Below are 21340 nucleotides of genomic sequence, written 5' to 3'. Positions count from 1 at the left end.
CGACGACGCTAACGGAAGGCGGCGAAACCAGCCAGACTCGAGGCGCAACTAGTGCAACAGCTGTCGTCGCCTTGCCTCGGAGACCGATTCGCCGCGCCTCGTGGCGCCCAGCTTGATGTAGATGCCCTTGAGGTACCACTTGACGGTGTTGATGGTCACCCCCAGGTTCCGCGCGATCTGCTTGTTCGACATTCCGCGGTCCAGGAGCCGCAGCACCTCGATCTCCCGAGGGGTGAGCGGTTCTTCCGGCGTGGGCGCGCGCTCGGAGTCGCGGGTGACGACCGGGATGGCCGCGTGTTTCGCGTCGGCGTAGGCAGTGGCCAGCAACCGCGAGAGGTAGTCGGACGGAACCTGGGCCAGCCCGGGCGGCCAGCGGCGGGTCCGGCTGGCGTCGCGAAGATTGGCGATCGCTTTGAGGATCTCCGGCCCGGCGTCGACGATGGTGCGCAGCAGCCCGGCTCGCGCGCCGTCGAGCAGCGCGGGCACGAGGATTTCGGCCGAGGCGTCAGTGTCGCCGGTGAGGGTAACCACCCTGGCGAGTTCGATGTTGCTGACGACTGCGCCGTAAAGCCATCCGGCGGCGGTGCTTTCGTCACACATCAGGGACAGCAAGTCGTGAGCTGTGTCGAATTTGTTTTCAGCGCATGCGATTTGGGCCAGCATGCCCAGTTGGTAATGCCGGGTGGCCATGGCGATGCCGTCCATACCGCTCATTACATCGTGGCCGCGGCATCCGATAATCTGTTGTGCCCGGCCGGTGTCGCCCAGTGCGAGGTGCAGGCGAACGCGCTCGTTGTCGAGCGCGGCCGACAACCTCGGCAACGAAAGCTGTTGCGCCGCAGCATGTCCTTCGTCCAGCAGGCAGATCGCCTCGTCAATGTCGCCACGAAGAACCTTGATGCGGGCCAGCGTGCTGTAGGTCGCGATCATGAAGTCGACCACACCGCTCTCGGCGCCGAGCTCGTGACATTGTTCCAGCAGCCCTTCGGCCGTATCGATCTCACCGCGTTCGTAGTGCAGCCTGCCAAGCAGGGCGCCCGCCAGTCGGGCCGCATGTGAATACGGGCCGGCTTCGTTCTGGGCCAGGACGAGCGCTTCGGTGTAACGGTTCTCCGCGGTGGGAAGGTCGAGTTGGGCGAATGCGGCCAGGCCCGCGAAGCATCGCCCGTACACCCCGGCGAAGGGGCCGCCCGCGGTTTCGTGGAACGCGTTGGCCCATCGCTGACGCGACTGTGCGCTTTCGTAGGCGAAGGTATGGATGTCGACGAAGGTGCGGATGTTGGCGGAGACCGCCACGAGAAATGGCCGGTACGGCGGGTTGTCGACGATATAGGGCGCGACGAGACCGCAGGCGCGGTCGATGCGATCGCCGTAGACGTCGGTACAGGCCTGCACCACATCGGCCTCGCCGAGCACGCCTGCGCCGAAACCGTCGGTGGTCGAGGGCGACGCGGCGCGAACGTGGTCGAGAGCCACGCGCACGTCCGGGGCCTGGTGCAGCAGGCAATGGGCCCAGGCGATGGCGATCTGCAAGTTCGGCCTGCCGACCAGCAACGTCTTCGGCAGCTTGTTGACCAGCCCGAGCAGCGTTGCCATCCGGCTGTGCTCCACCAGGGGCATCGCGTGGCGTTCCACCAGATCCACCGCCCCCTCGGCATCGCCGGCGGCGATTGCGTGCGTCACCGCCTCGCCGAGCAGCCCGTGGTCGGCAAACCAGCTCGACGCGGTGCGGTGCAAGTCGACCACCCGCTCCGGATGGTCACATTCCAGCCGGCGACGCAGGTGATCGGCGAACAGGTGGTGGTACCGGAACCACTCGCGGTCGTCGTCGAGGGGCCGCAGGAACATGTTGCGGCGCTCGAGTTCTTCGAGGATCGACTGGCCGCGCGGCCGACCGCTGAGGGCGGAAGCGAGCTCTCCACAGAGGCGATCGCAAATGGAGGTGGTCAGCAGGACGTCGAGCAAGTCCGGCGGTAGGGCGTTGAGGACGTTCTCGGCCAGATAGTCGCCGATGGCGCGGTGACGACCGGAGAAGGCGCGAACCAGCTCCGACGGATCTTCGCAGCTGCGCAACGACAGCGTGGCCAGTTGCAAGGCGGCGACCCAGCCGTCGGTGCTCGACCAAAGTCGCCGCACGTCGTCGTCGCTGAGCCCCAAGGCATTCCGGCCGAAGAACGCCGCGGACTCGTCGGCGTCGAAGCGCAGCTGCGCGGTGTCGACTTCGGTGACCTGGTTGCGCACCTTCAGCTTCGCGACAGCCGGCGTCTGAGTTCGGCTCGTGATGATCAAGTGCAAATTGTCCGGGCCGGCGTCGAAGAGGAACTCCAATGCCGCTGCGGTATCAACACTCTCGATGAGATGCCAGTCGTCCAACACGATCGCCAGTGGTCCGTGGCGTTCGGCGATCCGGTTGACCAGTTCGGTCAGCACATAACGCCGGGCATGGTCGGTGTGCTGTTCGAGGAGATCGCTGAGATTGGCGGCCAACGATGGTTCGACCCGTCGAACCGCCTCGATGAGGTGCGCCAGGAAGGGCACCACGTCGTTGTCGTCGCGGTCCAGGCTGAGCCACGCCACCGGCACCGCCTCGGCGAGGAGGACCCGCTGCCACTGCAGGGCCAGGGTCGTCTTCCCGAAGCCGGCCGGGGCGTGGATCAGCGCCACTCGCTTGGCGCGGCCGGATCGCAACAATTCGATGAGCCGCGCGCGGGGGACGAACCCGTCGTCATAGGTCGGAGCTTGCACCCTGGTCGCCACGACCTGCGTCGGTTGCGCTCCCGCCTGCATCCCCATCGCCTCGCCTCAAGCCCGGGCTCTCCGTAGCGCTCAGTGTAATGAGCCGCGCTGCTCTGGCGTTTGCTCAAACCCCACCACCCATTCGGGTAGCGAAATCAGAAGTCCGGGTGGACGCGACGTCGAGCTGTGGGTTTAGCGGTTACCTTTGAATCGCTTGGCTTTTTACCTGCTGGGGGAGGCGACTTGTCGGTAATTCAGCCGGTCGGCGCCTATAAAGCCCGAACACCTTAGCCGTGGCGAGCCCCTCCGCCGATGCCACTCGGCGACAGATTATGAAGGCCGCCTCGCATCAGTTTGCGCGCCGGCCTTATCACGAGGTTGGTCTCGACGACATTCTCGCCGAGGCCCGTCTGACCAAAGGCGCGTTGTATTTCCACTTCACGTCGAAGCAGGCGTTGGCGATCGCCATCATCGACGAGCAGACCGCCGACATGACGATCGCCGTGCAGGACCTGATGTCCCGGGGCCTTTCCGGCTTGGAGACCGTCATCGACTTCTCGTTTCTGGTAGCCGTGCAGGACATCAAGTCGGCCCTGTTCAGGGCCGCGTTGAACCTTGTCGAGACCGTGGGGCAATCGGAAGGACGGCATCAGAACCTGTTCGGCCAATGGATCAAGACCTTGGCGGCAATCGCCGAGCAAGCCATCGGTGAGGGCGACATCGATGACCGCTGCGGCCCCGAGGACCTGGCACGGATGATGTTGTCCGCGCATATGGGACTGAGGAAAACGAGCAGTCTGGATGAACCCGAACGATTCCTGCACGACCTGCAGAAGTGTTGGACCCTGCTGTTGAGTGGAATTCTGCGGCCTGGTCGTAACGAGTACTTCGATCAATTTCTCCGGCGGCGGACGGTGCTTGCGGCAAAAGACGCCTACTTTTCCTAACGACGGCGCAGCGGTCAGAGGCCGGATCGAGGGGCGGCGGCTGACCGCGGACGGCCTGCGAGCAGCCGTGCAATGGGATTGACGTGCGGTTCCCACGAGCGGCCGGTGGCCGGCGCATCCGGCCGCCGATTCTGCGAACGGCGGTTCGCATAACGACCGCCCCCAAGGTACATTCCAATGGACTTCGTTATTGAATACGTGTGCAGGGCCAGGAACGGGACGCGGAGGGTGGGGCACTGGTGACAACGTCTTCGCCGGTGCAGATCAACTCCCAGCGGCTCCCGCCGTACCGGTGGATCGCGGTCGGCGTGCTGGTGATCCTGGCCATCGTTTTCACCCTGGTGTATGTGCAGTTCCGCGGCGGCTTCACCGCCAAGACGAAGCTGACGATGCTGGCGTCGCGCGCGGGGCTGGTGATGGATCCCGGCTCGAAAGTCACCTACAACGGGGTGGAGATCGGCCGCGTCGGCGCCATCTCCGAAACGGTGCGTGACGGCAAGCCGGCCGCCAAGTTCACGCTCGAGGTGTATCCGCGCTATCTGTCGCTCATCCCGGCCAACGTGAACGCCGACATCAAGGCGACCACGGTGTTCGGCGGCAAGTACGTGTCGTTGACCGCCCCGGAAAACCCGTCGCCGCAACGGATCAACCCGCACACCGTGATCGACGCGCGGTCGGTGACCACCGAGATCAACACGCTGTTCCAGACGATCGTTTCGATCAACGAGAAGGTCGATCCGGTCAAACTCAACCTGACGCTGAGCGCCGCCGCCCAGGCGCTGACCGGTCTCGGCGACAAATTCGGCCAGTCGGTGGTCAACGCCAACGCCGTCCTCGATGACGTCAATCCGCAGATGCCGCAGGCGCGCCGCGACATTCAGCTACTGGCCGGGCTGGGCGACACCTACGCCGACGCCGCACCCGACCTGTTCGATTTCCTGAACAACGCGGTGATCACGTCCCGCACCATCAACCGGCAGCAGAAGGACTTGGACCAGGCGTTGCTCTCGGCGGCCGGGTTCGGCAACACCGGCGCCGACATCTTCAACAAGGGCGGCCCGTACCTGGCGCGCGGCGCCCGGGACCTGGTGCCGTCGGCCCAGCTGCTGGACACCTACAGCCCGGCGATCTATTGCACGCTGCGCAACTACCACGACGTGGCGCCCATCACCGGTGCCTCCGAGGGCGGTTTCAACGGCTACTCGCTGAACATGAACACCGAGGCGCTGTCCGGGCTCGGGCTGCTCGCCAACCCCGTGTCGGCGGTGGCCACGATCGCCAGCCTGGTCGGCGGCCTCGCCGGGGTGGTCGGCGGCGCGCCGAATCCGTACACCTACCCGGAGAATCTGCCGCGGGTGAACGCGCGCGGCGGGCCGGGCGGCGCCCCGGGGTGCTGGCAGCCCATCACCCGTCACCTCTGGCCGGCGCCGGAATTGGTGATGGACACCGGCAACAGCATCGCGCCGTACAACCATCTCGACACCGGCTCGCCGTATGCGATCGAGTACGTGTGGGGCCGCCAGGTGGGGGACAACACGATCAATCCCTAGGACTGCGGCGCGAAGAATGCAGAATAACTTCGTGCTGGCGGGCAGGGACTGTTGACGTGGCCGGGTTTGGCTTTCACACCCTGGCGCTGCTGACCGCCATCGGGCTGGCCGGCCCGCTGCTGGCCGCGCTGCCGCGCCTGCGGATCCCGGTGATCATCGGTGAGCTGATCGCCGGCTTGGTCGTCGGGCGAACCGGCCTGGGCCTCGTCGACGTCGCCAACCCGACGTTCCAGTTGCTGGCCAACATCGGCTTCGCGCTGGTCATGTTCGTCGTCGGCACGCACGTCCCGGTGCGGGCCGGCGCGCTGCGCTCGTCGCTATCGCGGGCGCTGGGGCGGGCGGCGCTGGCCGGCGCCCTCGCGACGGCGCTCGGTGTCGGCCTGGCGGCGGCCTTCGGGACCGGGCACGCGGCGATGTACGCGGTCCTGATGGCCTCGTCGTCGGCGGCCCTGGCGCTGCCGGTGATCGACTCGCTGAAACTGCAAGGGCCGCAGGTGATCGCCGTGACCGCACAGATAGCGGTCGCGGACACCGCGTGTATCATGTTGCTGCCGTTGGTGATTGACCTGCGCCACGCGCCAACGGCCGCGCTGGGCGCGCTGGCGGTCGCGGCTTGCGCGGTGGCGCTGTTCGTCGTGCTGCGCCGATCCGACGGCTGGCGCCGCCGCCTGCACGTCTACTCCGAGAAGCGCCGGTTCGCACTCGAGTTGCGGACCAACCTCATCGTGCTGTTCGCGCTGGCGGCGCTCGCCGTGAGCGCCCGCGTGTCCGTCATGCTGGCGGGCTTCGCGGTGGGCCTGGTGGTCGGCATGGTCGGCGAACCGCGACGGTTGGCGCGTCAGCTGTTCGGCATCACCGAGGGGTTTTTCAGCCCCCTGTTCTTCGTCTGGCTCGGCGCTTCGCTGCAGGTGCGCGAGCTGGGTTCGCACCCGAAACTCATCCTGCTCGGCGCGGGGCTCGGCCTCGGCGCCGTCCTGGCGCACTGCGCCGGCCGGCTGCTCGGCCAGCCGCTGACCCTGGCGGTGCTCTCGGCCGCGCAACTCGGCGTGCCGGTGGCCGCGGCGACCATCGGCACCGAGGAACACCTCCTGGTCGCGGGCGAGGCGTCGGCGCTGATGTTCGGCGCCCTGCTGACAATCGCCGCCACCTCGATCGCGGGCGCGCTCGCGTCGCGCGGCCAGGTGACCAACGGCCCTACGGCCGCGGGACCTCCGCATCCTCGAAAGCACGACTGAAGCACCTGTCGCCCGATTGCGTTCGGCCCTGACGAAGCGTGCCGGGGAAGTGGTCGGATGTATTCCAAGCTCGATCGAGGAGGCCGTGATGAGGTTCGCAACACGACGGCACCACCTGCGGGCCGTGCCGACGGTGACGGTCTACCGCGTCACCGATCGGCTCCACGCCGGGCGCACGGTCCGGGTGCCGGGCCACGAGATCGCACCCATTGTCGCGGCCTGGCTGGCGGAGTTGGGCGCCCGCAGCCCCCTGGTCGACGAGCTGGCACTGGCGGCGCGCGTCGGCGACTGGTCGGCGGCCCACGCCATCGGCGATCAGCTATCGATCGACGTGGCCATCGCGGCGGCCGCCTAGCTGCGCGATTGGCCCAAAGTCCTTTGCGCTAGAGCCGTCGTGCCCTCGTCTGACGGGCGGCGACCCGCAATCGTAGATAAGAAGACGCGATACCGAAGGGGAACGACCCATGAACACCCGCTTTCCGGATGCCGGCACGGTCCGAACGGTCCTGAGCCTGGCATCTCGGGCGCCCTCGGTGCACAACTCCCAGCCCTGGCGGTGGCGGGTGGACGCGGCGAGCCTGCACCTCTACTCCGATGACAGCCGGCAACTGCCCAACATCGACCCGGACGGCCGGGACCTGATGTTGAGTTGCGGTGCGGCGCTGCATCACTGCGTCGTCGCGCTGGCGGCCGTCGGGTGGCTTTCCAAGGTGACCCGCTTCCCGAATCCCGCCGACCCGACTCACCTTGCCGCGATTGAACTTTCGCCGCATCGCGCCGACTCCGTCGACATCGCGCTGGCCGCGGCCATCCCGCGGCGGCGAACCGACCGGCGCAACTACAGCTCGTGGCCGGTGCCGGTAGGTGACGTCGCCCTGATGGCGGCGCGGGCGGCGCGCAACGGGGTGACGCTGTGCCAGGTCGAAGGCCTCGACAATCTGCGGAAGATCGTCGCTCAGTCCGTCCAGGATCATCTGAACCAGGACTATCTGGCCGAGTTGACGGCGTGGAGTGGCCGCTACGCGTCGGTGGCCGGCGTGCCGGCCCGCAACACGCCCGTGCCGGATCCAGCCGCCAAGATTCCGGGTCGCTTCTTCGCCGGCCCGGTGTTGCCGATGCCGCCGGACGCCTCCCCGGCCGACGACAACGCCGTGGTGCTGGCGCTGGGCACCCGCAACGACGACCGGCTGGCACAGCTGCGCGCCGGTGAGGCGACCAGCGTCGTGCTGCTGACCGCGACGTCACTGGGGTTGGTGAGTTGCCCGGTCACCGAACCGTTGGAGACCCCCGGAACGCGTGCGTCGGTCCAATCCGACATCTTCGGCGACGGCGACTATCCCCAGATGCTGCTACGCGTGGGCTGGGCGCCGATCAACGCGGACCCGTTGCCGGCGACGCCGCGCCGCGAGCTGGGCGACTTCGTCGAGTGGGTGGCCGATCACGAGCATCGGGTCGCTCTCTGAATCGGCAAAACCGTTGCGGCGCAGAGGACACCATGGACACGTTCACCTTCAATCCACGCCGCTGGCGGATGGCCCGCGTTTTCGGCCGTAACCCGTTGCTCCGCCGCTCGGACCGCATCGAGGCGTTGGTCGTCCTGGTCGCGTTCGCGGTGTCCCTGCTCGCCGTCCCCCTCGCCGGCGTGGCCGGCGCGGTGACCTATGGCGCGCGGGATCGGGCGTACACCCAGGAGGCCCACGACCGGCACCACGTGCCGGCAACCGTGACCGACGCCCTGGTTGAGGATCTGGGTGTGACTGTGGTGCAGGCGAAGTGGGCGGGGCCGAACGGGGAGCGCGCCGGACCGCTGGCGGTCAACGAGCAGGCCAAGGTGGACGGGACCGTGGAAATCTGGGTGGACTCCGATGGCAATCCGGTGATGCCGCCCACGCCCACCTGGCTCGCCGCGGCCGAGGCGGTCGGCGTCACGGCGGTGACCGCACTGGCGGTGGCCGTCGCGATGGCGGTGCTTGTCGCCGTCGTCCGCGCCCGGCTGGATCGGGCCCGTGACGCACTGTGGGAACGCGAGATCAAGCTCCTCGCCGAGGCCTCGTAGCCGGTGCCTCCATTGTCAAACCCCTATACAGCACAGTCGAACTGGAAGAAGATGGGCCGATGAGCGGACACGGCGAGGCTTCCGGCGCCGCTTCGTTCGGCACCGCCGGGCTGCACCGCCTCGTCGAGATCCTGATCGAGCGCGGATACCGCGTGATCGGTCCGACGTTGCGCGACAACGCGATCGTCCTCGATCAACTGCAGTCGGCCGCGGACCTACCGCGGGGGTGGGGCGTGGAGGTGGATCCCGGGCACTATCGGGTGCGCCGCCGCGACGACGACGCCGCATTCGGGCACTCGGCCGGGCCGCAGTCCTGGAAGCAGTTTCTGCACCCGGCACGGCGCCGGCTGTGGGGCGGCACCCGGGACGGTTTCAACGATGGCGAAGCGGAAGAGGAGATTCCGCGATATGCGTTCCTCGGCGTGCGCGGGTGTGACCTGGCGGCGATCGCGACGCTCGATCGGGTTCTGGGCCGGGGGGAGTTTCCCGACGGGTCCTTCGTGCGCCGGCATCGGCAGATCTTCGTGATCGCGGTCAACTGCACCGAGCCCGGGGGCCTGTGCTTTTGCGCCTCGATGGGCACCGGCCCCGCGGCCGGTCCGGGTTACGACCTGGCGCTGACCGAGCGACTCGACGGTGACGACGTGACCTACGTCGTCGAGGTGGGCACCCCGGAGGGTGCCGCCATCCTCGCGGCCCTGCCGCATCGGACCGCCGACGACGCGGAGGTCGATTCCGCGCGCGCCGCGGTGCAGGCCGCGTCGCAGCGCATGGGCCGCCAGATGCCCGAGGTGAATCTGCGTGATCTGCTGGTCCGTTCGCGCGAATCGCCGCAGTGGGACGAGGTCGCGAGCCGCTGCCTGACGTGTGGCAACTGCACCATGGTGTGCCCGACCTGCTTTTGCACCAGCACCGAGGACGTCAGCGATCTGACCGGTGAGCACGCGGAGCGCTGGCTGCACTGGGCCTCGTGCTTCGAGCCCGATTTCACCTACATCCACGGCGGCGGCAGCGTCCGCCAGTCCGGGGCCTCGCGGTACCGGCATTGGCTCACGCACAAACTCGGCACCTGGCACGACCAGTTCGACATGTCCGGGTGCGTCGGCTGCGGGCGGTGTATCGCCTGGTGCCCCACCGGCATTGACATCACCGAGGAGATGAACAAGATGGCCCGCGATGACTGACGCGGCGGCCGTCGCCGCGCCCTCATCGGTGATGGCGCCGAACCCGTATCGGGTGCGCAGCCGCGTCGTGGAAAGCCCGGACTCGGCCACCCTGTGCCTGGAACCGCTCGGCGAGGTGTTGCGCGCACCGCAACCGGGCGAGTTCATGATGCTCTACGCTTTCGGCGTCGGCGAGGCCGCGATTTCGATCAGCGGCGATCCGACCGTCACCGACGGATCCATCACGCACACGATCCGCGCGGTCGGCGCGGTCAGTCGCGCCCTGCACGACGCGCAGCCGGGAACCGTCATCGGTGTGCGGGGCCCGTTCGGCACCACGTGGGGGCTCTCCGAGGCCGTCGGCCGCGATTTGGTGCTGGTCGCCGGCGGCGTCGGTCTGTGCCCGTTGCGCCCGGCGATACTCGGGGCGCTGGCCGAGCGGTCACGCTACGGCAAGGTGACGCTCGTCGTGGGCGCCCGGTCGCAGGCCGACTTCGTCTTCGCCGCTCAGCTCGAAAAGTGGGCGCAGGATCCCCAAATCGAACTGCATTTGATCGTCGACGCCAAGACCCCGGGCTGGGACGGCGAGGTCGGCCTGGTCACCGAGCCGCTGGCGCGGCTCGCCCTGGAACCCGATCGGACCACCGCCTTCCTGTGTGGACCCGAGCCGATGCTGCGGTTCGGGGCGGAGGCCCTGCTCGCGAAAGGCGTTGCGGCCAAAGATATCCGAGTCTCGCTGGAGCGCAACATGCAGTGCGGTGCGGGATTGTGCGGGCACTGTCAGCTCGGGCCGCTGCTGCTGTGCCGCGACGGCCCGGTCGTCGGCTACGACGTCGCGGGTCCCCTGCTAAGGGTGAAGGAGCTGTGATGGGCCGACCCACTCTGGCCGTGTGGAAGTTCGCCTCCTGCGACGGATGTCAACTGACACTGCTCGATTGCGAGGACGAACTGCTCACCCTCGCCGACCAGGTGCAGATCGCCAACTTCGCCGAGGCCTCCAGTGCGACGGTCGACGGCCCCTACGACGTGTCGCTGGTCGAGGGCTCGATCACCACCCGGCACGACGAGCAGCGCATCGGCGAAATCCGGCAGCAATCGAAGGTGCTCGTCACCATCGGGGCGTGCGCCACGGCCGGGGGCGTGCAGGCGCTGCGTAACTTCGCCGACGTCACCGAGTTCACCTCCGTCGTCTACGCCCATCCGGAATACATCGACACGCTGGCGACGTCCACGCCGGCGTCGGCACATGTCGAGGTCGACTACCAGTTGCCGGGCTGCCCGATCGACCGGGGCCAATTGCTCGACACCCTGGCGGCCCTGCTGATCGGGCGCAAGCCGCGACTGCCGGCCAAGACGGTGTGCACCGAGTGCAAACTCCGCGGGGTGACGTGTGTCGTTGTGTCCGAGGGGATTCCCTGCCTGGGACCGGTCACCCACGCCGGCTGTGGGGCGTTGTGCCCGAGCCATCATCGCGGTTGCTACGGCTGCTTCGGGCCGTCCGCGGCGCCGCGAACCGCGACGCTGATCCCGCTGCTGCGCCGCGACGGCATGTCCGAGGGCGGCGTCGACAGGGTGTTCTCGACGTTCAACGTCGCCACGTTCGCCGCCGAACGGAGCAAGCCGTGAACCCGTCCGAGCGCACGCTGAGCGTCGGAGCGCTGACCCGCGTGGAAGGCGAAGGCGCGCTGCACGTCACGCTGCGAGACGGTGTGCTGCACAGCGTGCAGCTCAACATCTACGAGCCGCCCCGGTTCTTCGAGGCGTTCCTGCGCGGGCGCGCCCACACGGAGCCGCCCGACCTGACGGCCCGCGTCTGCGGCATCTGCCCGGTCGCCTATCAGGTCAGCGCCTGCAACGCGATCGAGGATGCCTGTGGGGTTCGGGTGGACGAGGAGCTCGTCGCGTTGCGGCGGCTGCTGTACTGCGGCGAGTGGATCAACAGCCACGCGCTGCACATCTACCTGCTGCACGCGCCGGACTTCCTCGGCTACGACGACATCGTCGGCATGGCCCGCGACCATCGGGAGATCGTCGAGCGGGGGCTCTCGCTGAAGAAGGCGGGCAACCGGCTGATGGAATTCGTTGGGGGCCGGGCGATACATCCGGTGAACGTGCGCCTCGGCGGATTCTATTCGGTTCCAACGCGATCGGACTTCCGTCCGGTCGAAGAACAGTTGCGTCGCGCGCTGGACGACGCGGTGGCGACGGTCGAGTGGGTGTCGGGATTCGAGTTCCCCGACCTCGAGCTGGACCACGAGTTCCTGGCCCTCACCGCGCCGGACGCCTACCCGATCGAGGACGGCGTCATCGCGCGCAGCGCCGGTCCGGCCTTCGCGGTGGCCGACTTCACCGACCACGTCGCCGAATCGCAGCTGCCGCACTCCACCGCCCTGCATGCGACCCTCGACGGCCGCGGTTACCTGACCGGCCCGCTGGCCCGGTACTCGCTGAACGCGGCGGCGCTGTCGCCGGTCGCCGCGCAAGCGGCCGCGAAGGCCGGCTTGTCGGGCGAATGCCGGAACCCGTTCCGCAGCATCGTCGTCCGCGCCGTCGAAGTGGTCTACGCGATCGAGGAGGCGCTGCGCATCATCGCCGAATACCGGCGCCCGTCGCGGCCGTTCGTTGACGTCCCGGCGCGGGCCGGTGTCGGCCACGGGGTCAGCGAGGCGCCCCGCGGCCTGCTGTACCACCGCTACCGGATCGAGGAGGACGGGCTGGTGTCGGCGGCGACGATGATCCCGCCGACGTCGCAGAACCAGGGGGCCATCGAAGCCGACCTGGCCCGCCTGGTCGCGGGTAACCTCACGCTCGACGACGCCGCGCTGACCGAGCTGTGCGAGCAGCTGATCCGCAGCTACGACCCCTGCATCTCGTGCTCGGCGCACTTCTTGAAGCTGACGATGGAGCGATCATGATCGGGGATGACGGTCGGGTTGCCGTAATCGGGCTCGGCAACGGATATCGGCGCGACGACGGTGTCGGTGTCGCCGTGGCCGACGCATTGCGCGAGCTCGCGTGGCCGAAGGTCGTTGTGCGAACGGGGATCGCCGAGCCGATGGGGCTCATCGAGGCGTGGACGGGGGCGGGGTTGGCGGTCGTCGTCGACGCGGCGATCGCCGACCCGGCGGACCCGGGCCGCATCCACCGCTATGACGTGGACGGCGTGCCCACCCAGCCCGAGGGCTTGAGCTCGCACCGAATCGACATAGGCCGCACCCATGCCCTGGCTGGAGCGCTGGAACGGGTACCCGGGGCGACCGTGGTCCTCGCCGTCGAGGCGGCGGACACCGGCCCGGGCGCCGGGCTGACCCCTCGCGTCGCCCGGGCGGTGCCGGTGCTGGTCGGTATGGTGGCCGCCGAGATCAATCGCTTTCGGTCAACGACGCGATCGCAGCACGCAGGTTGTCGGTGACCTCGGCGGCGATCGTGATGAGGGCCGGCTCCCCGGTCACGTCGACCAGGATGCCGGGATCCATCGCCTCGACGAGGACGCCGCCCGCGTCACCCGGGTCGGCGCGCACCAGCAGGTTGCACGGCAGCAGCAGCCCGATCTCCCGATCCACGTTGATCGCCCGGTATGCCAGCGCCGGATTGCACGCACCCAGGATGAGGTAATCCTCCAGCTCCACGCCGAGCTGCGCTTGCAGCCTCGCTCTCAAGTCGATTTCGGTCAGGACGCTGAAGCCTTGCCGCGCAAAGGCTTCCCGGGTGCGGGCCACCGCGTCGTCGAACCGGGCCACCAATTTGGTTGACAGTCCCGCGTTCATCGCCCCATCGGTCAAGACATGAGTCCGGTTCCGCGCGTCGCCGCGGGAAGATCGATGTGCTTGCCGCAGTTGGGGCAGAACCGTTCGGTCGGATGATGCTCGGCCCCGCAATGCGCGCAGAAGTGCGGTTCGTCGGCCTCCTCGTGCCGGGGCATCAGGCGCAGCGGTTGCACGTCGGGGGTCGGCGGTCGGCGTCTCCTACGGCCGAGCACGGCCACTGCGGCGGCCACGCCGATGACCGACGCAACGCTGATGACGATGTACCACAACAGATTCTGCCCGCTCAGCGACGAGGAGTCGCCATACTGCTGGCGCAGGTTGACCGCGGTTGTCTTGAGGTCTTCGAGACCCGGGTAGCCGGGTGACATGGCCAGGGTCTGGTCGAACTCGCCGATCGCGTCGGTGTAGTGACCGGCGTAAAAGGCGTTCAGCCCCTTGCGATAGAACTGGTCGGCGGGTCCGAGCGTCGGCTTGACGCCCTTTCCGGCCAGGATGGCGGCCAGACCGTCGGCCGGGCCGATGAAGTTGAAGGGCTGCGTCTCGCCGGCGGGCGCGAAGCTGTTCACGCCGATCACCTTGCCGTTCAATCCGATTGTCGGGCCGCCGCTCATTCCTTCGGTCATCGCGGCGTCGATCTCGTACGCGGGATTCGTCCCCGAGACGGACTTCTTGCTGACCTTGCCGCTCTTGTAGGTGGGGTCGAGCGAGGCGCCGGTGATGCTTTGGGTGCTCTCGGCGAAGCCGACCGCCAGGACGGGCGTACCGATGGTGACCTCGGCGTCGGAGGCGAGCTCGGACGACGGAAGGTTGTGCTTGGCCACCTTGAGAAGGGCGGCGTCGCCCTTTCCGAGGGGCCGGAATTCGACGACGTTGGCGACGACCTTGTCCGCGAGTTTGGTTCCCGTGCCGGACATCAGCGCGATACCGACGTGGGGGCCCTGGCCGACGGCGTCCCCTTCCACCCGCGCGTTCTTCTGCAGCCACTCCAAAGTAGTTGCGGGATCTTTGGACTCGGGGGCGTCCGGAAAATCGGTGCGATACTCCTCGACGGCCCGCTTGAGGATCAGTTCGGTGGCGCTCGCCGGGTCTACGCAGTGACCTGCCGTCGCCACCCAGCCGTCGGGGTTGACGACGAAGGCCGTGCAGTTCCACGTCGCCAGGAACGGCATGCTGGATCCCCGCCCGAATTGCGACAGGATCTCACCGCTGGGCAACCGGACCAAACCGTAACCCTCGCCGGCGAGATACATGATGGACGGCCGGATCAGGGCCGCCGCACGTTCCTCCGGCTTGGCCTGTGGCCGCCCGGTTTCGGCGGTCGCCACGCCCGGCGCACCGGCCAGCAGGAGCGCGGCCGCCAACAACGCCGCCATCCCGCGGGCCTGCGCCATCAGCCAGGTCACGGCCGGGCCATCGACGACGGATGGCGACGCATCGACTCGAGCAGCTCAGCGTCGTATCGCCGCGCCGAAATCCACGCCGGGTGCGACTCAAGGATGATGACCTCCGCCCCGACAACAGATGGCACCATATTGCGCTTCGTCCTCGGAACTGTCACAGTCACAACACTTATTTGACCGGTTCGCCGGACACGCCGGTAGGGACTGAAGTCCCGACCGCGAAGGACCTCCGTTCGGAAAGTGACCAAGGCCCCCAGCCGCGGTGCCTTTGCACCCTTTCCCCGTCACCCGTCGCCACCCAGCATGGAATCGTCTTCAGCCACATTCGCACAAAGGAGTGGGCCATGAGGTCGCTGATCGTCTGCGCTTCCCGATCGCACGGCAACACGCGCCTGGTCGCGGATCGGATGGCGGAGGTGCTGGATGCCGAGGTCGTCACCCCCGAGTCGGTCGGACCCGAGATCGTCCACGACTACGACCTCGTCGGATTCGGCTCCGGCATCTACTACATGATGGCCGATGCGCGGCTGCGGAGATTGATCCGTCAACTCCCGGCCACCGACCACCACACCGCGGCCTTCACGTTCTTGACCAGCGGCGCGCGCGAGATTCCACTGTTGGGCTACCACAGGCCGATTCGGGACAAGCTCGAGCAGAAGGGCTTCAAGGTGATCGGATCGTTCTCGTGCCGGGGGTTCGACACGGTGGGACCGTTCGGCTTCATCGGCGGGATCAACCGGGGGCGGCCCAATGAGCACGACCTCGACCGGGCCGCGGCGTTCGCCGCCAGGATGCGCAAACGAGCCGGCGGCTCGCGGGCCGCGTCATGACGGCCGCCGATCCGGTGACCTTCGGCCCTGTCCCGCAACGGGTTCCGTGACATAGCACTGACCTATGCACGACAGAACCCAATCTCCAGAGCAGATCGACGTCCAGGTCACCGCTCGCGACGAACCTCCTGACGTGGCCGAATACTCGCGCCGCAAGATCGGTGAGCTCACCCGGTATGCGAGCCGGCCGGTGCTGCACGCCCGGGTGCGGCTGACCCGGCACCGCGATCCGGCCGTGCAGCGACCCGTCGTCGCGCAGGCCAACCTCGATGTCGATGGCCGGCCGGTCCGCGCCCAGGTCCAGGCCGACACCGCACGGGAGGCGGTCGACCTGCTCGCGGCGCGGCTGCGTGGCCGCCTGCAACGCGCCGCCGACCGCTGGGGGACGCACCGCGGTGAGCCACCGGCGGGAACCGAGGACTGGCGGCACGAGGTTGAGCCGGCGCACCAGCCCAACCGCCTTCCCCGCCAGGCGAACCGGCGCCGCGTCATCCGCCGCAAGTCGTTCACGTTGGCACCCTGCACCCTCGACGAGGCGGCGCGCGAAATGGAGCTGCTCGACTACGACTTTCACCTGTTCACGGAGAAGGGCACCGGCACCGCCGGCGTGCTGTATCGCGGCGGCCCGACGGGTTACCGCCTCGCGCTGGCCGCGCCGGGGATGGCCGAGCGGGTGAGTCGGCACACGCTGCCCGTGACCATCAGCCAGCAGCCCCTGCCCTGCCTCACGGAGGAGGGAGCCGAAGACCGGCTTGCCATGCTCGGCCTGCCGTTCCTGTTCTTCATCCACGCTGCCTACGGCTGCGCGAGCGTGTTGTACCACCGCTACGACGGGCATTACGGCCTGATCACCCCCGCCGGCTGAGGCGGCGCTCCCCGTGGGCGCGCAGGGCATATTGGCGGCGCACCAAGGACCTAGGACCCTCGCAGGGATCGGCGCGCTCCGCGCACACTGGCGCCATGGCCCATAGGAGAAAGCGCTTCGCCCAGACCGCTGCGCTGCTGACCGTGCTGTACTGCGCGCGCAGGTACTACCGCAATTGGGGCGCAACCAAGGCGGAGTCGCAGTTGCGAGTTCCGGGGGACGCCGTGGTGAGCGATCCGGCCGTGCAGACGACCGAGGCGGTCGACATCGACGCGACCGCGGCCGCGGTGTGGTCCTGGCTGATGCAAATGGGCCGGAACAGGGCTGCGGGCGGCATCGGCGGGTCGAAAACCGTTGCCGGGCAGAGCGATAACGCGGCGCTCCGGGTGGGGGACGTGATCCGCCTGGCTCCCGAAGGCTGGCTGGGGTTGCCCGACGGGGTGACATTACAGGTCGCGGAGATCGCGCCCGAAAAGTATGTCGTGCTCAATGCCATGCGATCCGAACCGCGCTGGACTGCGGTCCTGTCGTTTCACCTGCAGCCGCACTGGGAAGACCGCGTCCGGCTCCTCGCGCGCGCCCGAATCGGCCTGCGCTACCCCGGGGAAGTGTTCGTCCTGGAACTGGCCAGGCCGATGATCTCGCTCGGGACACGTGCGGTGTTGCTTGCCGTCAAGCGGCGGGCGGAGCGGCTCGCCCCGGCAGTCCCGATCCGCTCGTCCGTGCAAACGCGTTGACACACTTTCGACGGCGGAAGGGGCCCGACGATGAAACCAATCCTGGTGGGAATCGACGGTTCGTCGGCGGCGATCGCGGCCGCGCTGTGGGGCGTTGACGAGGCCATCACCCGAGGCGTTCCACTTCGTCTGGTGTCCGTCATCAAACCGGCGCACGAGTCGCCGGAAGACTACGAGCGCGACCTCGCGCATGCCGAGAAGTCGCTCGAGCAGGCGCGGTTGGCGGTTGAGGCCACGAGGAAGGCCGCATCGGTCGAAACCGAGGTGTCGCGGGGTCCCGCGGGTTCGGTGCTGCTGGAGGCGTCCTCGGATGCCGGGATGGTCTGCGTGGGCTGCGTCGGGATCGGGCGCTACGCGCGCTCGATCGTGGGTTCGACGGCGACCGAGCTCGCCGAGAAGGCGCAATGCCCGGTCGCGGTCTTGCGGACCGGCTCCGACCGGCCGCCACCGGACATCAACTGGATCGTGGTCCGGATGACGGACGCGCCCGGCAATGACGCCGTCGTGAGTTTAGCTGCGGCGGAAGCGAAGCTGCGCCGGGCTCCCATGCTCGTCCTCGGTGGCCGGCCCGAGGAACTCGCCGAGTACGCCGACGGCGCGTTCGAACGCCGGGTGGCGGAGTGGCGGCGGCAATACCCCGATGTGCGGGTCTACCCGATCGCCACCAGGCAGGCCATCGCCGGCTACCTGAGCGCCAACGACGAGCGTGTTCAGCTCGCGGTGATCGGCGGTGACGAGGCCCGGCAGCTGGCGCAACTGGTCGGCCCCCAAGGGCATCCCCTCTTCCGCCACCCCGAATGCTCCGTGCTGGTCGTGCGCTAGCGGGCCCGGTGAAGATCAATCCCAAGAGCCGCGGCGCCAACATGGCGCGGGGCGGGGAACGGATCTTGGTGGGCGCCGACGTACCGGCGGCGCGCCGCGCCAGCGTCCTGATGCTGATGTGCGTCCTGCTCTGGTTGGTGGCGCTGGTCGCGCGCGAAAATCTAGGCTACGATCGCGTCGCCCCGGGTCGGTTCGGCTGGTCGGTGGCGCTGCTGGGGGCGGCCGCGCTGATCGCGCGCGGCGTCTTTCTGGGCCGTCCGGTCACCACCGCACATGCGGTGTACGCCGCCGCCGCGGTGGCGGCCGGCCTTGGGGCGCATGTCGTGTCCTGGACGGTGCTGGGCAATGTGCTGATCGCCGCCAGCGGGCTCGCTCTCATGCTGCCCACCACGGCGCGGGCGCAGCCGGAGTTGCTGGGCCGGGTGTGGGGCCTGGTCAACGCCACGCGCGGGGATCCGTTGGCGCCGTTCGCGATGCACTCGAGCAAGAGCTATCACTTCAACGCCGACGGCACCGCGGCGATCGCCTACCGCACGCGGATGGGTTTCGCCGTGGTCAGCGGCGATCCGATCGGTGATGTGGCCCGATTCGACGAGCTGGCAGCCGATTTCGTCGGCATGTGCCGTGGTAGGGGCTGGCAGATCATCGTGTTGGCCGCCGCCGAACGCCACCTTCGGTTGTGGCGCCGGGAAACGGTCGGCCAGCCGATGCTGTCGGTGCCGATCGGCCGCGATGTCGTTGTCGACATCCGCCACTTCACCCTGAGGGGACGCCGATTTCGTAACCTGCGCCAGGCGGTGCAGCGCACCCGCAACTGCGGCGTGACAACCGAGATCGTCGACGAGCAACGCCTCAGCGGCGCGATGCGCGCCGAGCTGACCGAGGTGCTGTACGCCGCGCACCGGGCCGCGCGCACCGACCGCGGCTTCTGCATGAACCTCGACGGCGCGCTGCAGGGCCGCTTCCCCGGCGTCACGCTCGCAATCGCGCGGGACAACGACGGGCGGGCGGTGGCGTTTCACCGATACCTCACCGCCGGAGGGGGATCCGAGGTCAGCCTCGACGTGCCGTTCCGCCGCCCGGACGCCCCCAACGGCGTCGACGAGCGGCTCAGCATCGACATGCTCGCTCATGCGGAAAAGGCTGGGGGAGAGCGCCTTTCCCTCGCGTTTGCGGCCTTTCCGGAAATCTTCGAAGCCGCGCGGCCTGGCCTACTGCAGCGGACCGCGCTGTGGCTGATCCACCTGTTGGACCCGCTGATCCGGCTGGAGTCCCTCTACCGCTACCTGCGCAAGTTCCACGCGCTGTCGCAGCGGCGCTACGTGGTGCTGTGCGCCCACCACATTCCGGCGGCGCTGCTGGTGCTGTTGTCGCTGGAGTTCGTGCCGCGCCCGCGCCGGATGCGGTCCGGCTAACCGCGGGTCACTCCGGGGCGCCGAAACGGAACCGCCGGCCCGTGACGATCTCGGGAATGATCCGCACGAAATGCGACTTGTCCGTGGCCGTCCAGGGCAGCACCTGAGCGCGTTCGGCCTCCTCGATGTCCTCGTTGCTGCGCAGGGAACGCGCCGTACCCTTGATGATCACGCTCCACCCCTCGGCGACGTTGTGGTCGTCGACCTCGAACAGCACCCGGTTGTTGATCGCGGTGCTGACCAACTTGGTTCCCTCGGCGGTGCGAAACAGCACCGTGTGGCGCTGGACGGCGTAGTTGACCGGGAAAATCTCGGGCTGACCGCCGACGCTGGTGACCAGGCGGCCCAGCGTCACGCCCGCGATCAGATCCCAGCATTCGTTCACCGGCAGGATGGAAACCCCATCATCGATCAGTGACATCGGTCGTCCCCTTCATCGAAAAGCGCTATCCATCCAATGGTATTGCGCGGGCCGACCTCGGGCGTCGGCCGAAAGTCCCGTGGGCCGAGGACCAATGATCGTTTACCGGATCTGTAGCACATCGTCCAACCGGCGCCGCGGGGTTGCCGGCGAGAGTTGTTCCATCGGCGGCGCGATCCCCACGCGGATCAGCACCTGTGGCTCGCCGTACCGACCGACCAGTTCGCGCACGATCTCCCGGCTCTCCTCCAGCTCGATCAGGTGGGTGAGCGGGCAGGTCGCCATCCCGGCCACCGTGCATTCCAGCAACACCGTCGACAGCACCTCGCCGCACCGCAACACGTCCGACCTGCTGTCCCCGGGCGTCGACAGCACAAGGATTTTCGCCCAATCGACTTTGACGTCGCCGCGCCGGTCCGCGTGGCTCCTCACCGGGAAGCTGCGGGCCACGTCCACCCGCCAGCTCTCCTTGTCGGAAGCCAGCGCGCTGGGCGGCATCCCCTCGGACAGCGCGAACGACGGAGTCCACCAATCCAATTCGGCGTGATAGTACGCGTCGTCGCGGCGCAGCTCCTCGGTGAGTCGCGACGCCTCCCCCAGCAGCGGGCGCACCTCGTCGGCCAGCACGTCGAGGCTGACCGCGGTCTCGTCGAAGGTGCCGCGCAGCGCGGGCTCGAACAGCTCCCAATAGGTGGGTCTCCCCAACGGAAGCCGGTCGGTACGACGCTGCAGGATCGCCTCCGCGCGCCGGCGCTGGGCTTCGGTGACGCGCTCGAGAGGGCTGAACGTGATCGCGGCCAGCTGGTCGGGGTCGTCGGGGTCGGGACGGCGCGCGACATTCGGTTCCCACCCCGCCGCGGTCATGGCGACGCAGAGATGGTCCAGCACGGCGCCACAACTCAGGATCACCTCCCGGCCCGAATAGTCGGTCGCGGGCATGGCCCGGTGACGGTCGACGTACAGGCGCAGGGCACCGTCCTGGGTCACCCAGCGCCAGGGTTGACTGTTGTGCACCGAGGGGGCACGGCACGCGAGCAGCACCGCCCTCTCGAGCACCTCGATCTCCGGCGTCTTGCCCATGATGCCAACCCCCTGTCCGTTGCCCGCCAAAGTCGCCGCGCCCGTTCGCAGTTGGCGGCTCACACCGTGGACGCGTTCTTCTCCACGTAGGCCACCACGTCGGCCAGTGTGCGCAGCGTCGCGTAATCCGACTCGGGGATGTCGACGTGAAGTCGCTTGTGGATCCCGCGCAGAAAGCTCAGCCAGTCCATGGAATCGAGGTCCACCTGGTCGCGCAGCAGCACGTCGTCGGCGATGTCTTCGGGGTCGACTTCCGGGGCGATGCTCGTGAGCACCGACAGCACCACGGCACGAGTGTCGTCATTGGTCATAGCGC

General features: G+C 68.3%; 22 protein-coding genes. 16 read left to right on the top strand and 6 right to left on the bottom strand.

The window, feature by feature from the left end:
* Positions 1–48: 48 nt before the first annotated feature.
* Complete coding sequence (locus BRW65_RS15550; protein ID WP_244168105.1) at positions 49–2793, bottom strand: LuxR C-terminal-related transcriptional regulator; 2745 nt, start codon at positions 2791–2793, stop codon at positions 49–51.
* 275 nt (positions 2794–3068) lie between these two features.
* On the opposite strand from BRW65_RS15550, the gene BRW65_RS15545 reads away from it, so the two are divergent.
* The 11 genes from BRW65_RS15545 (at position 3069) to BRW65_RS15495 (ending at position 13099) form a co-directional block, all read left to right on the top strand.
* The gene (locus BRW65_RS15545; protein WP_073876004.1) at positions 3069–3683 is read left to right on the top strand and encodes a TetR/AcrR family transcriptional regulator; all 615 of its coding nucleotides are present in this window, start codon (positions 3069–3071) and stop codon (positions 3681–3683) included.
* 257 nt (positions 3684–3940) lie between these two features.
* A complete protein-coding gene (locus BRW65_RS15540) occupies positions 3941–5233 on the top strand; it encodes an MCE family protein (protein WP_073876228.1) in 1293 nt (430 codons plus the stop codon).
* A 56-nt stretch (positions 5234–5289) separates the two neighbouring features.
* Positions 5290–6468 (top strand): cation:proton antiporter, encoded by a 1179-nt coding sequence (locus BRW65_RS15535; protein ID WP_073876002.1) that lies wholly within the window; start codon positions 5290–5292, stop codon positions 6466–6468.
* Positions 6469–6556: 88 nt separating this feature from the next.
* On the top strand, positions 6557–6823 hold the full coding sequence (locus BRW65_RS15530; protein WP_073876226.1) for a hypothetical protein: 267 nt from the start codon (positions 6557–6559) through the stop codon (positions 6821–6823).
* Between the two features lie 109 nt (positions 6824–6932).
* On the top strand, positions 6933–7931 hold the full coding sequence (locus tag BRW65_RS15525) for an Acg family FMN-binding oxidoreductase (RefSeq protein ID WP_073876000.1): 999 nt from the start codon (positions 6933–6935) through the stop codon (positions 7929–7931).
* A gap of 32 nt (positions 7932–7963) precedes the next feature.
* On the top strand, positions 7964–8524 hold the full coding sequence (locus BRW65_RS15520) for an Rv1733c family protein (RefSeq protein WP_073875998.1): 561 nt from the start codon (positions 7964–7966) through the stop codon (positions 8522–8524).
* A gap of 59 nt (positions 8525–8583) precedes the next feature.
* The gene (locus BRW65_RS15515; RefSeq protein ID WP_073875996.1) at positions 8584–9708 is read left to right on the top strand and encodes a 4Fe-4S dicluster domain-containing protein; all 1125 of its coding nucleotides are present in this window, start codon (positions 8584–8586) and stop codon (positions 9706–9708) included.
* A complete protein-coding gene (locus BRW65_RS15510) occupies positions 9701–10555 on the top strand; it encodes an FAD/NAD(P)-binding protein (protein ID WP_073875995.1) in 855 nt (284 codons plus the stop codon). Before BRW65_RS15515 ends, BRW65_RS15510 begins: the two co-directional genes overlap by 8 nt.
* On the top strand, positions 10555–11313 hold the full coding sequence (locus BRW65_RS15505) for an oxidoreductase (RefSeq protein ID WP_073875993.1): 759 nt from the start codon (positions 10555–10557) through the stop codon (positions 11311–11313). The genes BRW65_RS15510 and BRW65_RS15505 overlap by 1 nt, the downstream gene beginning before the upstream one ends.
* The gene (locus BRW65_RS15500) at positions 11310–12602 is read left to right on the top strand and encodes a Ni/Fe hydrogenase subunit alpha (protein WP_073875991.1); all 1293 of its coding nucleotides are present in this window, start codon (positions 11310–11312) and stop codon (positions 12600–12602) included. The genes BRW65_RS15505 and BRW65_RS15500 overlap by 4 nt, the downstream gene beginning before the upstream one ends.
* Complete coding sequence (locus BRW65_RS15495) at positions 12599–13099, top strand: hydrogenase maturation protease (RefSeq protein ID WP_073875988.1); 501 nt, start codon at positions 12599–12601, stop codon at positions 13097–13099. Before BRW65_RS15500 ends, BRW65_RS15495 begins: the two co-directional genes overlap by 4 nt.
* Here BRW65_RS15495 and BRW65_RS15490 read toward each other — a convergent pair.
* Positions 13050–13454 (bottom strand): DUF302 domain-containing protein, encoded by a 405-nt coding sequence (locus BRW65_RS15490; protein WP_073875986.1) that lies wholly within the window; start codon positions 13452–13454, stop codon positions 13050–13052. The two genes, BRW65_RS15495 and BRW65_RS15490, sit on opposite strands and share 50 nt — an antisense overlap.
* A gap of 11 nt (positions 13455–13465) precedes the next feature.
* Positions 13466–14857, bottom strand: a complete 1392-nt coding sequence (locus tag BRW65_RS15485; RefSeq protein ID WP_244168104.1) for a trypsin-like peptidase domain-containing protein — start codon at positions 14855–14857, stop codon at positions 13466–13468.
* A 341-nt stretch (positions 14858–15198) separates the two neighbouring features.
* Here BRW65_RS15485 and BRW65_RS15480 point away from each other — a divergent pair, with 341 nt between their 5' ends.
* The 5 genes from BRW65_RS15480 (at position 15199) to BRW65_RS15460 (ending at position 19523) form a co-directional block, all read left to right on the top strand.
* Positions 15199–15684, top strand: a complete 486-nt coding sequence (locus tag BRW65_RS15480; RefSeq protein ID WP_073875984.1) for a flavodoxin family protein — start codon at positions 15199–15201, stop codon at positions 15682–15684.
* A gap of 64 nt (positions 15685–15748) precedes the next feature.
* The gene (locus tag BRW65_RS15475; RefSeq protein WP_073875982.1) at positions 15749–16549 is read left to right on the top strand and encodes a ribosome hibernation promotion factor; all 801 of its coding nucleotides are present in this window, start codon (positions 15749–15751) and stop codon (positions 16547–16549) included.
* A 95-nt stretch (positions 16550–16644) separates the two neighbouring features.
* Positions 16645–17286 (top strand): hypothetical protein, encoded by a 642-nt coding sequence (locus BRW65_RS15470; protein WP_073875980.1) that lies wholly within the window; start codon positions 16645–16647, stop codon positions 17284–17286.
* Positions 17287–17316: 30 nt separating this feature from the next.
* On the top strand, positions 17317–18108 hold the full coding sequence (locus BRW65_RS15465; protein ID WP_073875978.1) for a universal stress protein: 792 nt from the start codon (positions 17317–17319) through the stop codon (positions 18106–18108).
* A 41-nt stretch (positions 18109–18149) separates the two neighbouring features.
* On the top strand, positions 18150–19523 hold the full coding sequence (locus BRW65_RS15460) for a bifunctional lysylphosphatidylglycerol flippase/synthetase MprF (RefSeq protein ID WP_073876222.1): 1374 nt from the start codon (positions 18150–18152) through the stop codon (positions 19521–19523).
* A gap of 7 nt (positions 19524–19530) precedes the next feature.
* Here the strand turns inward: BRW65_RS15460 and BRW65_RS15455 are convergent, their stop codons facing one another.
* The 3 genes from BRW65_RS15455 to BRW65_RS15445 all read right to left on the bottom strand — a co-directional run bounded on the left by BRW65_RS15455 (position 19531) and on the right by BRW65_RS15445 (position 21335).
* Complete coding sequence (locus BRW65_RS15455; RefSeq protein ID WP_073875976.1) at positions 19531–19944, bottom strand: pyridoxamine 5'-phosphate oxidase family protein; 414 nt, start codon at positions 19942–19944, stop codon at positions 19531–19533.
* A gap of 102 nt (positions 19945–20046) precedes the next feature.
* Positions 20047–21024, bottom strand: a complete 978-nt coding sequence (locus BRW65_RS15450) for an Acg family FMN-binding oxidoreductase (RefSeq protein WP_167374052.1) — start codon at positions 21022–21024, stop codon at positions 20047–20049.
* Positions 21025–21083: 59 nt separating this feature from the next.
* The gene (locus tag BRW65_RS15445) at positions 21084–21335 is read right to left on the bottom strand and encodes an acyl carrier protein (protein ID WP_067277764.1); all 252 of its coding nucleotides are present in this window, start codon (positions 21333–21335) and stop codon (positions 21084–21086) included.
* Positions 21336–21340 lie beyond the last annotated feature (5 nt).

It is taken from the genome of Mycobacterium paraffinicum (assembly GCF_001907675.1).
In the GTDB taxonomy this organism is placed as follows: Bacteria; Actinomycetota; Actinomycetes; order Mycobacteriales; family Mycobacteriaceae; genus Mycobacterium; species Mycobacterium paraffinicum_A.
Note: the sequence above shows the minus strand (reverse complement) of the source record. Positions and strands in the feature narration are given on the sequence as shown.

What these genes read in the sequence shown, in the direction of transcription:
- BRW65_RS15505 (WP_073875993.1), top strand. Translation starts at nt 10,555, where the DNA reads ATGGGCCGACCCACTCTGGCCGTGTGGAAGTTCGCCTCCTGCGACGGA.
- BRW65_RS15460 (WP_073876222.1), top strand. Translation starts at nt 18,150, where the DNA reads ATGGCGCGGGGCGGGGAACGGATCTTGGTGGGCGCCGACGTACCGGCG.
- BRW65_RS15550 (WP_244168105.1), bottom strand. Translation starts at nt 2,793, where the DNA reads ATGGGGATGCAGGCGGGAGCGCAACCGACGCAGGTCGTGGCGACCAGG.
- BRW65_RS15480 (WP_073875984.1), top strand. Translation starts at nt 15,199, where the DNA reads ATGAGGTCGCTGATCGTCTGCGCTTCCCGATCGCACGGCAACACGCGC.
- BRW65_RS15450 (WP_167374052.1), bottom strand. Translation starts at nt 21,024, where the DNA reads ATGGGCAAGACGCCGGAGATCGAGGTGCTCGAGAGGGCGGTGCTGCTC.
- BRW65_RS15475 (WP_073875982.1), top strand. Translation starts at nt 15,749, where the DNA reads ATGCACGACAGAACCCAATCTCCAGAGCAGATCGACGTCCAGGTCACC.
- BRW65_RS15465 (WP_073875978.1), top strand. Translation starts at nt 17,317, where the DNA reads ATGAAACCAATCCTGGTGGGAATCGACGGTTCGTCGGCGGCGATCGCG.
- BRW65_RS15545 (WP_073876004.1), top strand. Translation starts at nt 3,069, where the DNA reads ATGAAGGCCGCCTCGCATCAGTTTGCGCGCCGGCCTTATCACGAGGTT.
- BRW65_RS15445 (WP_067277764.1), bottom strand. Translation starts at nt 21,335, where the DNA reads ATGACCAATGACGACACTCGTGCCGTGGTGCTGTCGGTGCTCACGAGC.
- BRW65_RS15490 (WP_073875986.1), bottom strand. Translation starts at nt 13,454, where the DNA reads ATGAACGCGGGACTGTCAACCAAATTGGTGGCCCGGTTCGACGACGCG.
- BRW65_RS15455 (WP_073875976.1), bottom strand. Translation starts at nt 19,944, where the DNA reads ATGTCACTGATCGATGATGGGGTTTCCATCCTGCCGGTGAACGAATGC.
- BRW65_RS15510 (WP_073875995.1), top strand. Translation starts at nt 9,701, where the DNA reads ATGACTGACGCGGCGGCCGTCGCCGCGCCCTCATCGGTGATGGCGCCG.
- BRW65_RS15495 (WP_073875988.1), top strand. Translation starts at nt 12,599, where the DNA reads ATGATCGGGGATGACGGTCGGGTTGCCGTAATCGGGCTCGGCAACGGA.
- BRW65_RS15470 (WP_073875980.1), top strand. Translation starts at nt 16,645, where the DNA reads ATGGCCCATAGGAGAAAGCGCTTCGCCCAGACCGCTGCGCTGCTGACC.
- BRW65_RS15515 (WP_073875996.1), top strand. Translation starts at nt 8,584, where the DNA reads ATGAGCGGACACGGCGAGGCTTCCGGCGCCGCTTCGTTCGGCACCGCC.
- BRW65_RS15520 (WP_073875998.1), top strand. Translation starts at nt 7,964, where the DNA reads ATGGACACGTTCACCTTCAATCCACGCCGCTGGCGGATGGCCCGCGTT.
- BRW65_RS15530 (WP_073876226.1), top strand. Translation starts at nt 6,557, where the DNA reads ATGAGGTTCGCAACACGACGGCACCACCTGCGGGCCGTGCCGACGGTG.
- BRW65_RS15525 (WP_073876000.1), top strand. Translation starts at nt 6,933, where the DNA reads ATGAACACCCGCTTTCCGGATGCCGGCACGGTCCGAACGGTCCTGAGC.